General features: G+C 37.3%; 16 protein-coding genes, 1 tRNA gene and 1 pseudogene. 6 read left to right on the top strand and 12 right to left on the bottom strand.

All coding sequences use genetic code 11. The features are described from left to right. Nucleotides 1-407 precede the first annotated feature (407 nt). The 3 genes and pseudogenes from Q0X66_RS13490 to Q0X66_RS13485 all read left to right on the top strand — a co-directional run bounded on the left by Q0X66_RS13490 (nt 408) and on the right by Q0X66_RS13485 (nt 1,396). The gene (locus Q0X66_RS13490) at nt 408-635 is read left to right on the top strand and encodes a hypothetical protein (RefSeq protein WP_297691439.1); all 228 of its coding nucleotides are present in this window, start codon (nt 408-410) and stop codon (nt 633-635) included. Between the two features lie 52 nt (nt 636-687). After that, a pseudogene (locus tag Q0X66_RS15960) lies at nt 688-861 on the top strand (DUF2237 family protein); the annotation flags it as partial. 10 nt (nt 862-871) lie between these two features. After that, nucleotides 872-1,396 carry a glutathione peroxidase gene (locus Q0X66_RS13485; RefSeq protein WP_297707250.1) on the top strand — a complete coding sequence of 175 codons (525 nt, stop codon included), beginning with the start codon at nt 872-874 and terminating at the stop codon, nt 1,394-1,396. A 497-nt stretch (nt 1,397-1,893) separates the two neighbouring features. Here Q0X66_RS13485 and Q0X66_RS13480 read toward each other — a convergent pair whose 3' ends face one another. The 10 genes from Q0X66_RS13480 to Q0X66_RS13435 all read right to left on the bottom strand — a co-directional run bounded on the left by Q0X66_RS13480 (nt 1,894) and on the right by Q0X66_RS13435 (nt 13,376). Beyond that, a complete protein-coding gene (locus Q0X66_RS13480; RefSeq protein WP_297707248.1) occupies nt 1,894-2,139 on the bottom strand; it encodes a DUF2805 domain-containing protein in 246 nt (81 codons plus the stop codon). A gap of 7 nt (nt 2,140-2,146) precedes the next feature. Next, on the bottom strand, nt 2,147-2,548 hold the full coding sequence (locus Q0X66_RS13475) for a DUF2452 domain-containing protein (protein WP_297707246.1): 402 nt from the start codon (nt 2,546-2,548) through the stop codon (nt 2,147-2,149). A gap of 16 nt (nt 2,549-2,564) precedes the next feature. Further along, complete coding sequence (locus Q0X66_RS13470) at nt 2,565-2,729, bottom strand: Lacal_2735 family protein (RefSeq protein WP_297707244.1); 165 nt, start codon at nt 2,727-2,729, stop codon at nt 2,565-2,567. Between the two features lie 409 nt (nt 2,730-3,138). Continuing rightward, entirely contained in the window at nt 3,139-3,345 is a 207-nt protein-coding gene (locus Q0X66_RS13465; RefSeq protein WP_297707242.1) for a glycerate kinase, read from the bottom strand. A gap of 55 nt (nt 3,346-3,400) precedes the next feature. Continuing rightward, entirely contained in the window at nt 3,401-4,528 is a 1,128-nt protein-coding gene (locus tag Q0X66_RS13460) for a glycerate kinase (protein WP_297707240.1), read from the bottom strand. A 5-nt stretch (nt 4,529-4,533) separates the two neighbouring features. After that, nucleotides 4,534-6,177 (bottom strand): sodium/solute symporter, encoded by a 1,644-nt coding sequence (locus Q0X66_RS13455; RefSeq protein WP_297707238.1) that lies wholly within the window; start codon nt 6,175-6,177, stop codon nt 4,534-4,536. Nucleotides 6,178-6,219: 42 nt separating this feature from the next. Beyond that, nucleotides 6,220-7,917, bottom strand: a complete 1,698-nt coding sequence (locus Q0X66_RS13450) for an alpha-amylase family glycosyl hydrolase (protein WP_297707236.1) — start codon at nt 7,915-7,917, stop codon at nt 6,220-6,222. A 37-nt stretch (nt 7,918-7,954) separates the two neighbouring features. Continuing rightward, nucleotides 7,955-9,268, bottom strand: coding sequence for a trehalase family glycosidase (locus Q0X66_RS13445; protein ID WP_297707234.1), 1,314 nt, complete (start codon nt 9,266-9,268; stop codon nt 7,955-7,957). Beyond that, complete coding sequence (locus Q0X66_RS13440) at nt 9,265-10,608, bottom strand: glycosyltransferase family 4 protein (RefSeq protein WP_297707232.1); 1,344 nt, start codon at nt 10,606-10,608, stop codon at nt 9,265-9,267. Before Q0X66_RS13440 ends, Q0X66_RS13445 begins: the two co-directional genes overlap by 4 nt. 89 nt (nt 10,609-10,697) lie before the next feature. Then, complete coding sequence (locus Q0X66_RS13435) at nt 10,698-13,376, bottom strand: TonB-dependent receptor (RefSeq protein ID WP_297707230.1); 2,679 nt, start codon at nt 13,374-13,376, stop codon at nt 10,698-10,700. 202 nt (nt 13,377-13,578) lie between these two features. Here Q0X66_RS13435 and Q0X66_RS13430 point away from each other — a divergent pair, with 202 nt between their 5' ends. After that, a complete protein-coding gene (locus tag Q0X66_RS13430; protein WP_297707228.1) occupies nt 13,579-14,604 on the top strand; it encodes a LacI family DNA-binding transcriptional regulator in 1,026 nt (341 codons plus the stop codon). Nucleotides 14,605-14,824: 220 nt separating this feature from the next. Here the strand turns inward: Q0X66_RS13430 and Q0X66_RS13425 are convergent, their stop codons facing one another. Beyond that, nucleotides 14,825-15,766 carry a calcium/sodium antiporter gene (locus tag Q0X66_RS13425; RefSeq protein WP_297707226.1) on the bottom strand — a complete coding sequence of 314 codons (942 nt, stop codon included), beginning with the start codon at nt 15,764-15,766 and terminating at the stop codon, nt 14,825-14,827. Between the two features lie 149 nt (nt 15,767-15,915). On the opposite strand from Q0X66_RS13425, the gene Q0X66_RS13420 reads away from it, so the two are divergent. Both Q0X66_RS13420 and Q0X66_RS13415 read left to right on the top strand, forming a co-directional pair. Then, entirely contained in the window at nt 15,916-16,875 is a 960-nt protein-coding gene (locus Q0X66_RS13420; protein WP_297707224.1) for a CNNM domain-containing protein, read from the top strand. An 11-nt stretch (nt 16,876-16,886) separates the two neighbouring features. Further along, nucleotides 16,887-19,580: an HAD-IC family P-type ATPase gene (locus tag Q0X66_RS13415; RefSeq protein WP_297707222.1), complete on the top strand. Its 2,694-nt coding sequence runs from the start codon at nt 16,887-16,889 to the stop codon at nt 19,578-19,580. Nucleotides 19,581-20,267: 687 nt separating this feature from the next. Here Q0X66_RS13415 and Q0X66_RS13410 read toward each other — a convergent pair. After that, nucleotides 20,268-20,341 (bottom strand) — tRNA-Arg (locus Q0X66_RS13410). Between the last annotated feature and the right edge of the window lie 50 nt (nt 20,342-20,391).

Genomic DNA, 20,391 nt, shown 5'->3' with positions numbered 1-20,391 from the left:
TTTTAGTTCTTCAAAATCCAGCGGCGGATTTAATGTCACATTTTTAAAATAAATGACATTATTATCAATCAAATCCGGTAAAATGCAAAACGAGGCTGATGAAAACTATGTTATTTGCATTTTTATTCAGTTGCAAGACCTTCTACTTTAGGTGATCGCGACAAGATCAATACCTTAAAGGAATTTATTTGATTTTATATCACTAAATCTTTTGATTATTCGGCTAATCAGTTGATTCGGTGAAAAGAAAGGGAAAAAAACAGCAATTCCGTAAAGGCTTCGTTTTGTGGGGCTTTCCAAAAAGTAATGGTTTTCATAATCTTAAAAGAATCACAATCAAGGTGCCAGGCTTGTAATCCATTTTTTGTTTAATTATCTTTGTGAATAACTGAACGAAACTCAAAATGATGGACATTTTACATGAAGCAAAAGCTTTTGAAAATGCAAAAATGAGTCATATGTCTACGAGTGACAGGGTGGGGGCTTCAAGAGAAGCTAAGCGGCTCATTTTAGCAATCAACGAAATTTATAAAAAGGAAAAGGATCCTGAATTAATGGATATAATGAAGCGGTTAACTGTCAAAAAGAAAAGAATTGATATTCGATTGAAAGGAAGACCGGATTCTGGCATATAAGAATATGTTGAAGGTAAATGAATTAAATGTACCTTAAACATCATTAAAATCTTGCTTTAGTAATCCTGCAACAGGATACTATAGAGACAGGATTTGCGGAACAATTCAGGAAGATTATGCGTCGCACGTGCAAAGTGCCTTTGTAACTCAGTTTTTGTATTGTCAGATAAAGCGCCTTTATTTTCTGGACAACAATTTGAGATGGATTGCACTAATTTTTTTTTAAAATACAGGATATGAAAACAATTGAAAAAGCAAAATTAGTACCGGGCATGTCTTCTGAAAAAGTCAGCGCATCTGTATATGAAATCGCTATCAATAGTTTAGATGGTACACCTATCTTACTTTCAGAATTCAGAGGAAAGAAGCTATTATTTGTAAATGTTGCATCGGAGTGTGGATTTACCAAGCAATATAAAGACTTGCAAAAATTAAGTGATACGTATTCAGATGAATTGGTGGTCATTGGTACACCTTGTAATCAATTTGGGAAGCAAGAGCCCGGAGATGCTGCGCAAATTCAGTCGTTTTGTGAAGTGAATTTTGGGGTTACATTTATTTTGACGGAGAAGATTGATGTTAAAGGGGCAAAGCAACATCCTTTATATACGTGGCTAACCTCTAAAAGCCTTAACGGTAAAAAGAATTCGAGTGTAAAATGGAATTTTCAGAAATATTTGGTTGATGAAAAAGGACAGCTTATCGATTACTATTTTTCAATTACCAAACCAATGAGTTCAAAAATCACCAGACATTTGTAATGTCTTTGTCTATCATTCAGCTTTTACTGGATTTTGGATTAGTTGTATTGATTTGGATAATACAGCTCATCATATACCCTGGCTTTCTTTATTATCGCAATGAGAATCTAGTTGTATGGCATAGGGCATATACCTCTCGTTTTAGTTTTATTGTAATCCCATTGATGTTTGGACAACTTGCTATTTCCAGTTATCAAGTGATAATATTAGCTAATGTATATACAGTCTTAGGCCTTGTAATTATACTTCTTATATGGATATCTACCTTTTTACAGTTTGTTCCTATACATTCTAAAATTTCAAAAGGTATTGCGAGTGAAAAAATGTTGAATTCTTTGATTACTAAAAATTGGTTACGAACTTCTTTATGGTCTTTTGTGTTCGTTATAAACTGTAGTTATTATATTTTGATAACATCTGGAACTTTAAATTAGCCAGATAAGCTTCCTCATTCTACGGATGCTTTTGTTTCTTCTCAATGAGTTATTTACCTTCTATTATTTAATTGCGTAGCAAGTATTCGTATCTTTTCGTACTGAAGGGCAAGTCACGTTTAAACCAAGATTTATTCTTTCTGACGTTTTAAAACCAGATTCTTCAAGGTTGCCACGCATCACTTTAATGACTTCCTTTTCGGGTAAACCAAATTGAAACAGAATAGCCTCCCAAGGAGTCCGGTCTTCCCGGGTCATTTCTATAATGCGGTCTGGTTCTCTTTCAGTCAATTTTTTTGTGTCTATCATAACAGAACTAAACTTTTTCCCAAATTTGGTCTGAATTTAAATAAAAACTGCCCAATGCATTAAAGCTACATTCTTTAGGTGCTATAATGGAAAGAAAGGATTCTCCATTTTCTTTTTTGTACAAATGGTAAATCTTCCCAACGATGGGCTCAAAAGTAAATTTTGCTGCGAAAATGAGATTGTTGTATTCAAACTCTTGCATCATTTTCTCGTATTCAGCCTTTAATTCTGAATACTTAGTTTGAACTTTATGATTTATTTTATTGATGCTTCTGTTCTTCCAGGCAATGCTATCCGTAGCGGTAATAAATGGTGCTCCTACGTTTGTTGCATAAGGTTTTAAAGCCGCATCATATTTTTGAGTTTCCGGATTGAAAACTACATTATCTGGTTTTTTATTAGCCGCCATTTTTCAACAAAGCGAATTAACTCAACTTTTCAAGTTGTTTCATTACTTCTTCTGCTTCAAATGTTTTTTGGTCGCTCATTTTCCTATTTGTTGTAGACAGGCTATGAGCTTCTTTCAAAAGCTTTTTATATTGCTCTTGCAATTTTTCTTTCTCTGATTTCTTTTTGAATAATCCGAACATCGCTTTTTGTGTTTATGGTTTCTGGAAGAAAAGAGCTAATATCTATTTCCAGAAATAGTTAAACAAAGATACAAAATGTTTAATCAGTAACTTATATTGTTAAACAAAAAATATTCTTAATATTTTGGTAAGAAATCTATTGATAACAGCGTGTATCTGAATTTGACAATTTTAATGTGTTGGCATATAGTTTGAAAATAAAATTACTAATCAACTTGCTGAAATCTTACGCATTTATATCGATTGAAAATCCAGGGGCGATATATCTATCCGGTAATCAAAAGACTTGTTCCAGCTATACAGGAACGGGATAATTCCTTGGAACGGCCAGGTTATAATGTGGGTTTTGAAAATAATGTAGAATTGAACAGAAACTAACCACCTATGTTTCGCGGCATAGAATTGCCAATTATTCTGTTTTTAAAATTTTAGCGAAGTTGTAAGTGGCTTGCACCAGATTATCATAGCTGGAAAGCAGTGCTTGATCCAAACTTGAAACGCCCTGTACGATAGAAACGGCATAGTTCAAGCCCAATTCTTCCTGGCTGGCAATAGAAATGTCCACAACCCCGCAAAATGCCGCCACGGGAATATGATTTTTTTTTGCAGATGCCATCTCTAAAAGCTAATGATACGAGCTTTGAATTCGATCGATTTTAAATTTCTGGTTCTTATAAGGAAGAAAAATACTTAAAGATGGTATTCTCAATTAATCCAGAAGCATTGTCCATACTATATTTAATAGTTTTAGCCGGGTCATGAATTTCTAAAACGTCCTTTAATCCTTTATTTTTCAGGACCTTAATATCAACCTCCGATATTCCACATATGGCTATTAAAGGTATCCCGTGTTGATTTGCAATATCCATAACTCCTTTTATCAATTTACCATGTAAGGTTTGCTGATCTAATTTTCCCTCTCCGGTTATAATGTAATCTATGCTTTCGCGCTCCAATAGCTCCGGAATTCCCGCCAATTGAAAAAGAAAATCGATCCCGTTAATAAACTGTGCATTGAAAAAAGATTTCAATCCGTACCCGGTACCTCCAGCCGCACCTGTTCCTGGAACTTTTGCAATGTCTATGCCCATCGTTTTTTGTACGATGGTGGCCAAATGCCTTAAACCAGCATCTAAGGATTCAATTTCTTCACTATTTGCTCCTTTTTGTTTGGCATAGACATGAGCCGCTCCTTCCTCACCGTATAATGGGTTGGTTACATCGTTTACCGCGATAAATTCTGTATCGGCCCAAATTAAAGAATCATCATTAATTAGAATCTTAGCAATCCGCTCAAGATTCCTTCCGCAAGGAGTTAAATCGTTACCATAAAAATCTAAAAATCTATATCCTAATATGTCGGCCATTCCAGTGCCCCCATCATTGGTAGCACTGCCGCCTAGTCCTATTACTATTTTTTTAGCACCCTTAGCCAGGGCATGCTTAATCTGAATGCCGGTGCCCGCGGTAGAGGTTTCCATTACATCCAACTCCTCGTTAGTAAGTAACTCAATACCAGATGCTTTGGCAAGCTCAATATAGGCAGTTCCATTTTTGGCATCAAACAAGTAGTAGGTATTGATTTTCCTCCCTAAGGGGTCTAGTGTATCCTCTGAAATTTTTTCCAAAGGATTATATTTATTAATAGCATCCAAAAATCCATCACCACCATCAGAAGCAAGGACGGAAAATATTTTGGCATCAGAATGGTTCCGTAGTATTCCTGTTGACAAAGATTCAATGACCTTTTCTGCTGTCAGTGAACCTTTGAATTTGTCTGGAATCAATAGAATATTCATATCGTTTAACTAAAGATTTGTGGCAAGAAGTAACTAAAAACCATTATGAGAACAAAAAATGCAAATAGGATATACACCTCTTTTTGACGGAAATCTGACATCTTTGGAAGGATCGATATTTCTGCTGTTTTGGACTTTACTCTACCCCCTGTAAGAAAGCTTACCACATAGGCCACGACAAGGGTAACAAGCACTCCTAAGAAATTGAGCCAGATCCAAAATATATTAAATCCAAAATCCAGATTAAAAATACCTTGTATGGTTTCGGAAAAGATCAAATTTACTAAAACCGCGACCACAATGCCTGCATTCATTCCGATATGATTAACTTTTTTGGAAAACATGGCCAGAATAAATGTAACCAATACAGGGCCATAGAAAACTGAACCAATGGCATTGATTATTTCTATAACTGCACTTTTGCTTCCCCCGAACAAAAATGAACAGGCAACACATACAGCGCCCCAAAAAAGTACTGACATTCTCGAAACCATCATATATTTCTTTCCTGTAAATCTTGTCTTACCCTTATTCAAAAAATCCTCCACACTAACTGCCGAAAGAGAGTTTACGGTTGAGCTCAGAGAAGACATAGCAGCAGATAAGATGCCAACTATTAACAACCCTATGAATCCGTGGGGTAAATATTTTAGGATAAAAATTGGGATCATTAGGTCTGCCTTAGCACCGTGTTGGGCGTATTCATCGGGAAAATATTTCTGGGTCATTGCCACAATATCATCCATAAATTCAGGCGCCATGGTCACCAATGCCCCTATGATCAGCCCCATTGAACAATAAAGAAGAACAACTGGGAATCTCAAAAGACCGTTTGCCAATAGTAATTTGCGGATGGTTCCTTCATCCTTGGCCGATAAAAGGCGTTGAGCTTGCGTCTGATCGCAGCCATAATACGAAACATACAGAAAAAATCCTCCAATAAGCATTGGCCATAATCCGTATTCTTCATTCTCTTTAACACCCCAGTTGAAGTCGATCACATTTAGTCTTTCGGTATCAAAACCGTTAAAGCCACCAAATTCGCCAATGTAATGCCATCCGTAGAAAAAGCAGACCAGGATTCCCAGAAAAAGTATAATCATTTGAATAGCATCGCCCCAGACCACAGCCTTCATACCTCCTTGCCATGAGTACACCACTGTAATAATGCTGATAATCAATATTGTATAGACAAAATCAATATCCAAAATTGCCTGCAGAATAATGGCTATAGTGTAAACCATTACGCCGGTTCCTAATGCCCTGCTTAACATAAATACGACTCCTAAGATCATTTGCGTTGAAGTAGCAAACCTCTTTTCTACGAATTCATAAATGCTGACAACCCCGGACCGAAATAAAGGAGGAATAATAATGACCATTATAAAAATCATAGCCAGGGGAACGGCGAGTTCAAATGTTAACCATTTCATGCCCCCGCCTAATTTTAATCCAACAAAGGCTGGTGCCGATATAAAACTGATTGCTGAGAGTTGGGTGGCCATTGTGGAAAGACTTAAAGGAAACCACCCCATACTTTTACCGCCCAAAAAATAATCCTTGGAATCTTTATTTTCTTTAAAGAAATAGCCCATGGATAAAAATCCTACGAGATAAACTATGACAATACTATAATCCAGGAAGTTCATATGCGATATTTTTTGAATTCTATTCGTTTTTCTTAGTAAATTCTAATTGGCCTTAAACCAGTAAAAATTGAAGGGTTCTATTTTCCATGTATTCCCGACCACTTCTTTTTTATTTATCAAATCATAAACATTTTGTGAAAGCGTATCCATTTCAGCCGTTTCGTCACTAAAGTTGTAAATGGCATAAACCGTTTCTCCCTTATTCATCCTCCGTATAACAAATATGCGGCTGTCATCTGATTTAAAATAATCGGCCTTACTCAAAGGGTTGAATGCTCTTTGTTCTGTGCGTATCCTCAATAATTCTTTAAAGGAAGTAAATATGTGATACCTTAAACTACTCTTTTCGGAAAGCTCTTTAGCCAAGATATCAAAATCTAATTTTTCTCTATTGATTCTTCGTTTTATTCCAGATTTCTCGACCCCTTCGTAGTAGTTTTGTGAACCTACCAGCGAGTGGAAATATATTCCAGGAATGCCCGGCATTGCCATCATTACGGATTGAGTAAGCATCATTTTAGCTATTCGGGTCGTATTATCTTCACTGGGATGGCTCAATAAATCCATATAGTTGCAATTTAACTCATAAGGCGATTGGGTCCCGTCTTCATTATTTTTATATCCAACCATTCCACCGTGGTTTTCAGCGCGCTTTGCCAGAAGACCAATTTCCTCATCAGGGATAATGCCCTGCAAGGGCCTCATGCCAATTCCGTCATGACTGGCCGTAAAATTGAAAAAGCAAACCTTATTGCTGGGTAATTTCAGCGACTGGGCCCAATTGAATAGTTTCTCGACCTTACCCTTCATGATGGAATAAACCAGTAAAGGAGCAAGGCTAAAATTGTACACCAGATCGGCTTCATCGACTCCATTTCCGAAATAGGAAACGTTTTCTTTATGGGGAACATTGGTTTCGGTTATTAAATAAATGTTACTAGTCAATATTCTTAGGACTTCTTTGTACAATTTTATTATGGTATGCGTTTGTGGAAGATGGATGCAGTTGGTTCCTATTTCCTTCCATAAAAATGCTATGGCGTCCAATCGTATAAATTTCCCACCTTTTGAGACATAAAATAAAAGAACATCCAAAATGGCAATAAATACTTCAGGTGACTTAAAATTTAAATCTACCTGGTCTTCACTAAAAGTTGTCCAAATATGCCGCTCCTCCCCAGTATTTGTTTTAAAAGGAGTCAATAGCGGTAGCGCCCTTGGCCGCATCACTTTAGATAAATCCTGTTTTGGATCAACAGCAATGAAATAGTTTTTATAAGCATCTTCTCCGGCCAAATACGACTGAAACCATTGTGATGATTTAGACATATGGTTGACCACGGCATCGTACATTAAATTGCTGGATTTGGCTAAGGTCTCCATGTCATTCCAGCTTCCTAAGTTTGGGTCAATTTCATAATAATCGGTAATCGAAAAACCATCATCGGAAGTATACGGGAAGCAAGGTAACAGATGCGCAGTATTGATTTCCGGCAGACAGTAGTTGTCAATAAAATTTTTTAAAGTTTGTAAATGTGATTTTCCATCTTGCTGTACGTTATCACCATAGGTGATAAGAATAACATCTTTTTCCGATAAGGGCTCTTCTTCTTCAATTATTTTGGACTGATACTTAGCCACTAGTCGTTCAATATTCGTATAAACCCATTCTGCTTCATCTTCGCTGTACAAAGACATCAATGACTTTAAAATCTTTTCCTTGGCTAATTTCTTGCTCATGGGCTTTCATTCTTTAAGAAGTGAAATCATTATTTAATTAGGTTCTAATAGTAGGTTGGTTATTCACTAAATCTAAATAGAGGGCTGCACTCCACGAAAAATCGCTACCTCCATATCCTTTGACTTTACCTTTGTAAATTGTCTTCCTGGGGTCGGTATATTCATAAAACCCAACCTTTTCCAAAATTTCAAGGGTATCGGATTTTATTCTATTTGCCAAATCATTGTATCCATAATCCAATAAGCCTTGGTAGAGCATCCAATTTAAATTGATCCATACAGGCCCCCTCCAATACTTTTTAGGATTAAATTTACTATTGGTCGGATCAAAAGAAGCGCATAGATACATATCTTTCCCTCCAAATTTCTCCATCATGGTTTTTACCAGGATTTCAGCTTGTTCTTTATTGGGTATACCAGCAAACAATGGCGAAAAAGATGAAGAACTCACCAATCGAATCGGTTTGTCGTTTCTTAGGTCATAATGGATGTAGGCACTTAAATCCTCATCAAAGAGTTTCGAATTAAAGGAGCTTAAACTTTTAACTTGCCAGCGTTCCAATTGTTCAATTTTATCTTCATTGCCGCCAATCATTTTGTATAAAGTGATCAAGGACCTATTGGATTTGATCAACATGGAATTAAATAGTGGATCCTGTACCAAAAAAGGCGAGAATTCAGCAATTTTATTGTCACTATAGTTGTGTTCCTTAGCAATATCTATAATATGCAGATAATAGTCGTATTCCCTTTTTGTAGGGCGTTCCGATGGGTCTATAATTGAAGTATCCCTACGTTCAAAATTGTATTCCGGAGCATCGATAGTCTCGAAAATGGGGTCCCAAAGTGGCGAATTGTCCGTCCCGGATTCCCAATTATGGTAGATATATACCAAACCTTCATTATTGGGGTCGCGGTGTTTATAAAAATAATGATGATTCTTATAGACCTTATCAATGTTCTTTTTGATAAATCGTAAAGAGTCTGCTTTGTTCTTGGCAATTTCGTAAATCCGTTCCAAGACAAAACCCAATACCGGTGGTTGTGTCATACCAGTTGAAGGGTATTTCTTATTGGCTAAAGGATGTAAATCTGCCCTGTGAAAGTTTGGACCCGGAAAATAAGTTTCGCTTATCTTGTGAAAGATGATGTGGGGAATAAAGCCATTTTCCCATTGTGAATTTAAAAGGGTTTCCAATTCCTTTTGAGCCCTATCCATATCATAATGGGCCAATCCTATGGCAATAAAACCGGAATCCCAATTCCATTGATAAGGATACAGATTTTTGCTGGGTATGGTATAACCGTCCCTCCAATTGGCATTCAATATTTCGATGGCTCTATCTCTCATTTAACAATGGATTTTAATAATCTCTCCAATGCATCCATTGACAAATTCATCTTGCCGATAGCATAATTTTCGGCTGTTTGTTTTCGATACTTATCAGCATCCATTAAGAGTTCTAAGGTACTGTTAACGGCTTTGGATATAATCGATTGCTTTACGGATGCCAATCCATTTTCTTTTAAGGTATGTTCATTCCCAAGGTCTACGGTATGAAACTTAAGTGGAAGAATATCAGTTACGAAAACGGGATATTGATAGCTGATGATAATTTTCCTGGCCACTAAAGCCTCTATAAATTGATTGCCCCAACCTTCCAATAGACTGGTATAGGTAACAATGTCGCAGTGGGCATAGGCATCCCAAAGGGAATACTTCTTATGGCCTCCGGTCTCAGATCTTTCGTGATCGATGTGATTGTTTACCCATCTGATGTCCACATTTTTTTTATGGGCGTATTTCATTATTTTGTCAAAGTAAGGTGGGTCCTCGTTTAATCCCACCATCAAAAAAACAATCTTGCTATTGGAATTAAAAATTTGTCCGTTATACATTTTCTTTCCTGCCAATTGATGTTTATTGGCATTTAGTTCCGCGACAACATCCAGGGCCAATTCTATTCCTTTGCGTTGAACAATTCTAGTTGCCTGGAGAAAAATCAAATCGTTCTCCTTTATACCGAAAGTATCCCTAAAATCAGCATTAAAGGAGTCTATGATCCAATTATTGTCAAAATCGAATACATTGGGCACTACGGTACTTTCAATACCCCTCCGTTTCAACAATTCTTTTTTCGCAATGCTATTGATAACAACATGTCTAATCCTTTCATGCCGGGGAGGAAAATATTCCTCTAAAATCTCTGTTATAAAAGGAAACGTTGGGTTATTGTATTTTTCACGTTCCCAAGAAAAATCGTGGTGGTGGCAAATACATTCCACCTTTGTTTTTTTGATGGCATTGAAAAAACCGATTCCCGCAGAAAGGTTCCAACCTAAGGAGAACATATTATTTACAATAAGGATATCAAAAGAATTCTTTTCTATTAAAGCTATTAGTTTTAGCTCAATTGAGTTTGCCTCCTCTTCAATGGTTTCTTTAAGTGCCTGTTGGCTACTAAACGATTGGAACTTGATATAAGCATTCTCAACTATCTTATTATTGGTGGCATCATTATAGTGTAGCTCCTCAATAATTTGCACGTCCTTCAATGTACCCTTTGAACCTGCGACATAGGTAACCTTATGTCCGAGTTTTTCCATTACTACTTTCCATTTGTCCATTTCCAAGGAAACACCATCGGTTTCTCCTACCCTGAAATGACATAGAGCAATATTTAGCCTCATGTGTGTACAATTCGATTAATAAAAAAAGCTCATCACCATCATAGTAAAATAAGTAGTGATGAGCTCGTAATAAACTAACTCAAACTTTCTTAAAAATTGATGGTTCCGGTTATAAAGAACCTTCTGGGTAAAATGGGCCGTCCAAAAAAGAATTCACCCTCTGTTGCTCCAGCAGCTCCTGCTCTTGGATTACCTTCCGTAATTCCCGAACTATCGAATAAGTTGAATGCCGATAACCCTAATCTAAATCTTTCGTCCCTATCCGGATTGCTGAAGGTATATCCTACACCGAGTCGAAATATGCTAATGGCATCAAGTTCTATATTGTTTACGTCGTCAGTAAATTTCTTGCCGGTGTAGTTCAAACCGAAGTTGGCATCGAACTTACTATTATCATAATATATTCCCAAGTTGCCAAGAAAATTTGGTTGTCTTGCCAATTCATTGCCGACATTTGCTTCGGTAGAACCGCCATTTACCAAATCTTCATTGATATTCTTGGTAATTTCGTGATTTTGATATGTTAAGGAGCCTATAAGGCTTAGATTGTCAATTACTTGATAATCCCCAGTTGCCTCAACACCGAAGGTACGCGTATCTTGAGTGGATTTGGTCTCATCTACCAATACTCCCCCAACTATGGCCTGACGAATAGAAATCCTATCCTTTAATGTCACATAATAAGCAGCTGCCGAACCTCTAAACTTTGCGTTTCCAAACTTGGCACCAGCCTCAAATTGTATGATTTTTTCAGCGTCATAAATGCTTTCTGGTATACCGGGAACTGGAGCGACTCCTCTAAGTTGAGGAAAGAAATAACCTCTGGAAAAGTTGGCGTATAAGTTGGTTGATTCTGTTAATTCATATAAACCCGCCAGGGATAATGCCCATGCTGACGCTTTTGCTTCGGTTCTCAAAAAAGAGCCATCGGCCGACTGTACATCGCTAAGTTCAGGTGTCAAATCTGGATCGGTATAAACTGTTTCCGATGTTATGCCTCCGCGGTTATTGATACCGTCGGTATGTTCCCATCTAAAACCAACGTCAAAACGCCAACGATCAAATATCATTTCATCTGTTAGGTAAAATGCGACTCTGTTTTGTGATAGAAAATTATTGGCAGTCTGCCCAATTCTATTGTATAGTCCACCTTGGGAGTAAATGACATTCGCTCCTGAGGGGGCCGTATAGTTTAGGTTGACCAATCGGGGCTGGTTGTTGAACTCGGTCAATGCACGATACTGGTAATTAATATCCTCTGCCTCTGTTCGGGCGATAAATGAGCCTAATGTAATATTATGGCTACCCCCGTTATTAGTATTGATTTGTTGTATCAGCGAAAATTCTCCGGAGTAATCGGTCATAGGCCGTATGCGATCAACTTGCAAATTATCAACTACCAAATCTGAGCCATTGATTTGACTGTTCGGATCACCACCCTGGTAAGTTGCTGTGTAACCCAGGTTACCGGGAGCGATACTCGCTACATAATTATCGAGTGTAATAGGGTTTCCATTATCCCCATTGCCTCCAACGTACAAGGCAAAATTGTGTTTGTAATTGGCATACCTCACTTTTGATTTAAAGCGAAGGTCATCAGAAAATCGATAGTCAAATTCTCCCATGATTAATCCACCTGTGGTTGAAACACCATCAGCTATTGGGCTGTTATATACTCCTCCCGGAGTATTAAAAGAGGTGTTTGCCAATTCACCTGTCAGTAATTGTTCTACGGGATTACCATCATTTCCATTAATACGTTCCCTGTTTCCACCAGAAAGTGGCAATGGCAGGAAAAATTGTGCCTTGTCATTTATAAACTGACCATGTATGGTAAATGAGCCATTTTCGAATCTCTTTTTAATGTTTGCCCTGAATTGCACCCCTTTTGTGGGCAGGCCTGTTTCTATGGGCCCCCTATCATGCCTGACAAAACCGGTAAAAGCATAGAAGGTATTAGAATCTTCGCCCCCAAGGCGTCCTCCGCTGTAAAAGTCGGTTCTAATCCTCCCTTGGTTTGCTACTTCCAAGTTTAAGATGTTACCCGGATTGGAATCTCCAGTCTTACTGGTATAGTTAATAATTCCAGCAACTGAGCCTGCACCGTATAATACGGCTGCACCACCTCTTACAAATTCGACACCTTTAAAACCAATATCCGGTCTGGCGTAAACGTCATGTGCAGAAGAGTTTAATCCGAAATTACTAATTAAAGGCATACCATCGTATTGAAGTGGATTGAAGACATATTGACCTCCAGAAGGCAAACCCCTTACGAAAATGTTACTGGCCGTTTCACCACCACCACCTTCTGCCGTAATACCGGGTACGCTTCTAAGAATATCAGCCTGGCTGTTCGCTGAGAGCTTTACGATATCAGCTTGTTTTACAGAAGTTATAGAGAGCGGAGCCTGTTTCTGACTACGAAATGTGCTTGACGCTGTTAAAACAACTTCCTCTAACTGCTGGCCTCCTTCTTGCAGAACAAAATCAACAGTTATAGATGTCCCTGAAAGTTGGACACTCTTTTCTGCTGTGGTAAATCCGAGATAAGATGCCATTAAGGTCTGTTCACCGCTAAGCTCGGTTTCCAGTGTGTAGTTACCATCGAAATCTGAGGTGGTTCCAATTGAAGTACCTGAAAATACAATATTGGCACCCGGGATTGGGGTACCATCTGTGTCAGTAACGGTTCCGGTAATCTCGGTCTGTGCAAATAAGCTCACGCTTGCCAGAAGACCGATTACCGCAAAAATAAAATTTTTCATAATCTTGGTTTTTTATTAGTAAATAATTGAGGTGTCATTTTGTTAAATTACGAATATCCAGTTAAAAATATATAAATGTCATAATGTTTTTACAAAAAACCTATGAAATTCTTATGCAATCGTTTGCGGAAACGATTGCAATTTAATTGACTTTAATTTTTTAAGAATGATTTATATTTGACACGGAATATTTTATCGATAGATGCAAAAAAAAAAGAATACCACATTAAAAGAATTGGCCGCAGTACTTGGTTTATCAATCTCAACGGTTTCAAGAGCTTTGAACGACCATCCCGATATAAGTAAAAAAACAAAAGAAAATGTAGTAAGTCTGGCCAAACAACTGCATTATGTTCCCAATCTCTTTGCCAGAGGGTTTCGGTCTCAAGAAAGCCATATTCTCGGCGTTATTGTTCCGAACATCTCGCATCTGTACACATCTACCATATTAAAGGGTATTTTGGAGGAAGCTGAAATACGTGGATATCGGGTCATTGTTTCGGAATCCAAAAACAACGAGACAAAACAAGCCGAAATGATACAGACAATGATGCAATTCGGGGTTGATGGTATTTTATTGTCGTTGGCAAGAAGTATTTCAACTGTTGATGATGTGCTGCAAGTTTTAAACCGGATTCCATTAGTATTGTTTGATAAGGTTTCCGGTAAAATTCCCTGCACTCAAATCGTAATTGACGAAGAGGGAGCAGCTTTCAATGCGGTTGAACATCTTATCAATCTTGGAAAGAAGCGTATAGCCATCATTAAGGAAACCGAGAATTCGTACAATTCCGAACAACGGTTCTTTGGTTATCAAAGAGCACTTCAGGAACATGGATTGCCAGTTGACGAAAAAATCATATTGGGTACCGAGGACATTTCCTTGGTCAACGGACGTCGTTTGACTAACATTCTTTTAAGTATGAACAAAAGGCCTGATGCCATTTTCGCAATTACCGATAATGCTGCCATTGGAGCCATAAAAGCGCTTAACAAATATAAGATCAAGATTCCTGAAGAGGTTGCAGTAGTCGGATTTAGTAATTCTGTCAATTCCACGATTATTCATCCGGCACTCACAACGGTTGACCAACCCGGGGAGAAAATTGGTAGTACGGCGGTAAAATATCTGATTGACGAAATCGTGAATCAGAAAAATACCATAACTACCAAAACTGTTAAAATTAAAACAAATCTGATTGTAAGGGATTCTTCCTTTAGGGCTTAATATGCTGGTATCATTAATGAGGAATTTTATAGAACACTACAAAACCCTGTGGCTTTTCCTTTGCGTTCCTATGTGAAAATAGAAAGGCTAACTACGTCAATTAAGAAACCTGTCAGTCTTTCAATTGCAGAAGTAACAGCAAACTTCACCAAAAACTCTTTATAAAATTATGCTAAAAATTTTACTCGAAACTGATAATAATCGCAGTAAAAAGGGACATTTACACACCAACAACTTTTAAAGCAGCATAAAGCGCAAATATTCCAATTAATATAACGGCCTCAATTTTTTGTAGTCCTTTCTTTTTCTTAAAGAAGAAAAGTACAATAAATGATAATAAAAATAAAAAGGGAAAATCAAACCAGATCAAGCTCCTTTCAAATTTAAGTTCTGATATAATAGCTCCTGTCCCGACCGGAATTAATAAGTCAAAAATATTACTGCCAATTAGGTTACCAACCGACAATCCGATCGCTTTTTTTCTCACAGCATTTAAAGAAAGTGCAAGTTCTGGTAAACTGGTTCCTAATCCAATAATAATAATTCCCACAAAAGATTGTCGAATTCCAAGTTTTTCTGAAAACTTCACGGAATTATCAACTACTATTTCTGAGGCGAAAATAACGATAGCCATACCTAGAATGAGATATAAAATATCCATACTAATACCCTTATCATACTTTTTTTTTATTTTTTGACCTAAACGTTCTTGATGTATTAACCTGGAATAATACATAGCGTAAACTACTATTAATACGATGCCTTCTATTCTGGTAATTTGTCCGTCAAAGCCTAAAAGAATAAGCAACAGAACAGCGCCTAATAGCACAATTCCATCTTCGTAAAGATGCCGCTTGCTAAGCGTAAGATAACCTAGTAAGCCTGCTATACCCAGCACCAAACTAATTTGACTAAAACTACTCCCAATAGCGTTTCCAATAATTATTCCTGAAGTATTAACACCTTGTAATACATTTTGAATAGAGGCATTTATGGCAATAACCATTTCGGGTAAATCCGTACCTACAGCTAAAACTGCTACACCAACAAAAACCTGAGATAATTCGTAATAGTTTGCAATGTTCACTGCGCCTCTAATTACTAGTTCAGTACCCAACCATAGACCTATTAACCCGAGCAGTGTAAGAAAAAATTCTAACATAGAGAAACGGTATTTTACTTGTTCTAAATATAAAGTATTTCAAACCATCAATCAACAACCCAAATCTTTGATTTCGATGATATTCGTCATTATAATTACTCAACAAGTGTCTTACTTTTGAAAGCACATTCCAGCATCTCAATATTTAAATGTGGTTTAATCTTGTCATTGTAGTATTATTGGTTATCCTCTCCGGAACATTTGCCGGACTCACACTAGCATTGTTCAGCATCAAACTAACTACATTGGAGCGAAAAATACATCTTGGGGACCAAAATGCCCTGAAGGTTTATAAATTTAGAAAAAACAGTAACCTCTTGTTGTGTACACTGTTACTGGGAAACGTTGCTTCCTATACTATTATGGCTGTATTCTTAGGAAGCATTACCTCAGGAGTGATTGCTGCCACAATAGCCACAGCACTTATTTTTATTTTTGGAGAAATATTACCGCAAGCTATTTTTCCAAGATATGCCCTTCAGATGGGAGCAAATTTATCCTGGTTAGTTTGGATATCATTAGTCATTTTTTATCCCATTACCGCTCCTATTGCATGGATCTTGGATAAATTAATAGGAAAAGAACCCCCTGTATTATGGGACAAAAAAGAATTGGGTGAAATTATAAAATATCATAAAGATGTAGGAGATGGAATTATTGATAAAGACGAAGAACGTATTATTCTTGGCGCCCTTTCATTTTCCGAGCTAAAGGTTGCAGATATTATGATTCCCCTTAAAAATGTGTTTTTTCAAGAACCACATGTTACTATTAATAAGGAAGTACTTGAGGTTATAAAACAAAAAGGATTTAGTCGTATTCCAATATATAACAGCAATCAACACAAAATCAAGGGAATTTTATACGCCAAAGATTTAATTGGAGTCCCTTTAACAAATAAAACAATGATTGAAGATTTGTGTAGTAAAAACAGACTGATTGTGGTTAAAGAATCCATGAAACTAGACAATTTACTGAACTTAATGGTTAATCGAAAATTGCACATGGCTTTGGTAATTGATGAAATCAGCAGCTTTCGTGGGATCGCTACAATGGAAGACATTATGGAAGAAATTCTAAAGATGGAACTCGAAGATATAAAACAATAATTTACCCGAGTATGACCAAAACAATTGAAAACCCTCATGCGCTATCTGCGAAAGAAATCGTAAATGAATTAAACAGTAACTACTATGGGCTTTCAAATAAAGAGGCGCAGGATCGGCTAAAAATATACGGACCAAATGAATTACCTGAAAGTAAAACCATTTCACTTTTTCTTTTATTGCTAAAACAATTTAAAAACTGGTTGGTTATCATATTAATTTTTGCGGCTGCCATATCCTGGTTAACAGGGCACTTAGTAGATACCTGGGTTATAATAACTGTAATTTTTGTTAATGCAGGAATTGGATTTTCACAGGAGTATCGTGCAGAAAAAGCCATTACTTCCTTGAAAAAATTGATAGTGAAAACGGCTAAAGTGTTACGAGATGGTAAATTATTTACAATACCATCTTCTCAGCTTGTTTTGGGCGATATAATTCTATTAGAGGATGGAGATAGTATTTCTGCAGATGCTAGAATTATTCAATCTAAAAATCTCAGAACTATTGAAGCCTCCTTGACTGGTGAATCTCTTCCCGTTTCTAAAAAAAAAGTAAAATATCCGATAGAAACGCCTATGGCGGACCGAAAAAATATGGTTTGGAAAGGCACTTTTGTAGCACGTGGTTATGCTAAAGCAATTGTTACCGGAACTGGAATAAATACAGCCATTGGGAGCATTTCTGAAACACTAGGTAATATAGAGGAGACCCGAACTTCCTTTAATAAAAAGACAGATGTTTTGGCAAAACAAATGTCGGTTATTGCAATTACCAGTGCTGTACTAATGTTCTTAATCGGGTATTTTTATCGACATTTTGAAATAGAAGAAATACTCCTTACTTCTATTGCATTATTGGTAGCTGCAATACCAGAAGGGTTACCTGCGGTAATTTCTATTGTTTTGGCTATAGGAGCACATCGAATGGCAAAACGAAATGCTATTGTCCGGGAGTTTACAGCAACAGAAACCTTAGGTGCAATTACCGCAATATTAACAGACAAAACAGGAACCCTTACACAAAATTCGCTGACTACCAGAAAAGTATTTATTCCGGGAGAAACAGATTATACTGTTACAGGTGAAGGATGGTTTCCTTTAGGCAACTTCATGCAAGAAGATGCTATTATTGATGCAAATAAAAATAGTGAACTACAAAAACTATTGAAAATAGCTGCCGTTTCCAATAATTCAGAACTCCGTCATGATAAAGAAACTAACACCTATGAGTTGATTGGCGACCCTACAGAAGGAGCATTGTCGGTATTGGCAAGAAAAGGAGGTATACAAGCTAAATATTTTCAAAAACAAAAGATAGATGACCTCCCTTTTGATTCAAATATAAAGTTAAGAGCTACTTTAATAAAAGAAGAAAATCATCAGGAGCTTTATGTAACGGGTGCTCCCGAAAAATTATTAAAAATCTCGGTATCTGTGTTAACTCCTCATGGCGAATCAAAATTGACCCAAGAACAAAAAATTGAAATCCAAGGTAAAATATCCGAATGGTCAAATCATGCTATGCGCGTAATTGCAGTAGCTTATAAAAAACAGGGGACAGAAAAAATTGACGTAGAAGCTATTGACAACCTGGTATTTGTAGGGATAGTGGGAATGATTGATCCTCCTAGGGCAGATTCAAAAGAGGCCGTGGAAAAATGTAAACAGGCGGGAATTCGTGTTATCATGGTAACGGGCGATCATGTAAATACGGCTGTTGCAATTGCAAAAGTAAGCAGTATAATTGGAGATGAAAATCAAAGCGAAGTTATGGCATTGACCGAACAGCAATTGCTTCAATTGGATGAAGATGAATTTGATGATGCTATTAGGAGTATTTCCGTTTTTGCCCGACTTACACCAACAATGAAACTAAAAATTGCAGAACGGTTACAAGCTATGGGGCACCTCATCGCAATGACCGGTGATGGAGTTAATGATGCGCCTGCTTTAAAAAAAGCAGATGTAGGAATCTCAATGGGGATTATGGGAACGGACGTTGCCCGGAACAGTTCAGATGTCGTACTCGCCGATGATAATTTTGCCACTGTTGTAAATGCCGTGGAAGAAGGTAGGATTGTGTTTGCGAATTCTCGACAAACAAGTTTTTTCTTGGTAACGACTAATATTGCAGAAAGTGTTACACTTCTCGTTTCTATCGTATTAGGTTTGCCACTTCCTTTAACGGCAACACAAATTCTTTGGCTCAATCTGGTAACCGATGGGGTTACCGATATAGCATTGGCCACTGAACGTGGACATGGAGAGATTATGAAAGCTAAACCAATGCTTAAAAATGAGAATATTTTGAACAGAGAAGTATTACCATTTCTGTTCATCAATGTTTTCTTGATGGTCGGACTTTCATTGACAACCTTTTTCTATTACATGGATGAAAATGTAGAAAAAGCCCGTACAGGTTTGTTTATTGTCATGGCATTTACGCAACTGTTTAATGTGTTTAACCTGAGATCTATCAACAAATCAATATTTGAAATTGGCTTATTTTCAAATAAGTATATTAATCTTGCAGTAGGTGTTTCAATTTTATTGTTAGTATTTGTTACAGAAGTTCCTTTTCTTGCTTCTATTTTTCATTTTCAATCGCTTCAGCTAGTTGATTTTATGGTATTATTCCTCCTTGCCTCTTCGGTTTTATGGGCTGGAGAAGCGTATAAGTCTTTGCGAAAATATTATCAATCCTGATTAAAAAGAGATTTAGAGTGTTCAGAAGACAACAGCCTCCCTCTAAAAACACAATTGAGTACAATTTCTATAGCTTCAAGAACCGAAATCGTAGCACTTTCATTATCACCAACAATTATGTTAACATCATCATTAAAGTCAAAAGTTTGATCACGAAATTATTTGAAGTTTCTGAGCTTAAGCTTTTTAAGTGATCGCGACAGGGGACTGAACGGTAGTCAAAGGTCTGGTAGACCTTTGATAGTGAAGGGCCACCTCGCTCTGCCATAGCGGCTACGCGAAGGCGTGGCTGGTGCGTTGGCATCCTGCCCCACAGGATTACCTTCCTCCTCCGCTACACTATGGAGGACAAAGACGGTTTTCCTGATAACTCTCCCTGCTGCAATTAAGAAACCAGATAGCTATCGCTATCGTGTTTTGCATTTCCAGACCGTTCTGAAAGCTAATCGCTTTCATCCTTTCCGGAAATACAAAACCACACCTTGAGCGTGGTTTCTTGAATGATGTGATGGCACTAGGATTACCTCATTACATTCGGTTTTCCTTTGCAACCCCATGTGAAAATAGAAAGGCCAACTGCTGGTGCAGTTGTTTTTTCATTTCAATACATTTACAAAACCCTGTGGCTTTTGACATTTCTTAAAATAAAAAAATCCATTACTCGCGTAATGGACTTTCTGCTTTAAGTGATCGCGACAGGATTCGAACCTGTGACCGTCTGCTTAGAAGGCAGATGCTCTATCCAGCTGAGCTACGCGACCTTGTGTTGCGGAGCGAAGCGCCTGTCCGCCGCAGTAAAACGGAGGAGGAA

Source organism: uncultured Eudoraea sp. (genome assembly GCF_947260015.1).
Lineage (GTDB): Bacteria > Bacteroidota > Bacteroidia > Flavobacteriales > Flavobacteriaceae > Eudoraea.
This window is presented reverse-complemented; position numbering and strand designations above follow the sequence as displayed.

What these genes read in the sequence shown, in the direction of transcription:
- Q0X66_RS13480 (WP_297707248.1), bottom strand. Translation starts at nt 2,139, where the DNA reads ATGATAGACACAAAAAAATTGACTGAAAGAGAACCAGACCGCATTATA.
- Q0X66_RS13460 (WP_297707240.1), bottom strand. Translation starts at nt 4,528, where the DNA reads ATGAATATTCTATTGATTCCAGACAAATTCAAAGGTTCACTGACAGCA.
- Q0X66_RS13455 (WP_297707238.1), bottom strand. Translation starts at nt 6,177, where the DNA reads ATGAACTTCCTGGATTATAGTATTGTCATAGTTTATCTCGTAGGATTT.
- Q0X66_RS13470 (WP_297707244.1), bottom strand. Translation starts at nt 2,729, where the DNA reads ATGTTCGGATTATTCAAAAAGAAATCAGAGAAAGAAAAATTGCAAGAG.
- Q0X66_RS13490 (WP_297691439.1), top strand. Translation starts at nt 408, where the DNA reads ATGGACATTTTACATGAAGCAAAAGCTTTTGAAAATGCAAAAATGAGT.
- Q0X66_RS13485 (WP_297707250.1), top strand. Translation starts at nt 872, where the DNA reads ATGAAAACAATTGAAAAAGCAAAATTAGTACCGGGCATGTCTTCTGAA.
- Q0X66_RS13430 (WP_297707228.1), top strand. Translation starts at nt 13,579, where the DNA reads ATGCAAAAAAAAAAGAATACCACATTAAAAGAATTGGCCGCAGTACTT.
- Q0X66_RS13435 (WP_297707230.1), bottom strand. Translation starts at nt 13,376, where the DNA reads ATGAAAAATTTTATTTTTGCGGTAATCGGTCTTCTGGCAAGCGTGAGC.
- Q0X66_RS13465 (WP_297707242.1), bottom strand. Translation starts at nt 3,345, where the DNA reads ATGGCATCTGCAAAAAAAAATCATATTCCCGTGGCGGCATTTTGCGGG.
- Q0X66_RS13445 (WP_297707234.1), bottom strand. Translation starts at nt 9,268, where the DNA reads ATGAGAGATAGAGCCATCGAAATATTGAATGCCAATTGGAGGGACGGT.
- Q0X66_RS13450 (WP_297707236.1), bottom strand. Translation starts at nt 7,917, where the DNA reads ATGAGCAAGAAATTAGCCAAGGAAAAGATTTTAAAGTCATTGATGTCT.
- Q0X66_RS13475 (WP_297707246.1), bottom strand. Translation starts at nt 2,548, where the DNA reads ATGGCGGCTAATAAAAAACCAGATAATGTAGTTTTCAATCCGGAAACT.
- Q0X66_RS13440 (WP_297707232.1), bottom strand. Translation starts at nt 10,608, where the DNA reads ATGAGGCTAAATATTGCTCTATGTCATTTCAGGGTAGGAGAAACCGAT.
- Q0X66_RS13425 (WP_297707226.1), bottom strand. Translation starts at nt 15,766, where the DNA reads ATGTTAGAATTTTTTCTTACACTGCTCGGGTTAATAGGTCTATGGTTG.
- Q0X66_RS13415 (WP_297707222.1), top strand. Translation starts at nt 16,887, where the DNA reads ATGACCAAAACAATTGAAAACCCTCATGCGCTATCTGCGAAAGAAATC.
- Q0X66_RS13420 (WP_297707224.1), top strand. Translation starts at nt 15,916, where the DNA reads ATGTGGTTTAATCTTGTCATTGTAGTATTATTGGTTATCCTCTCCGGA.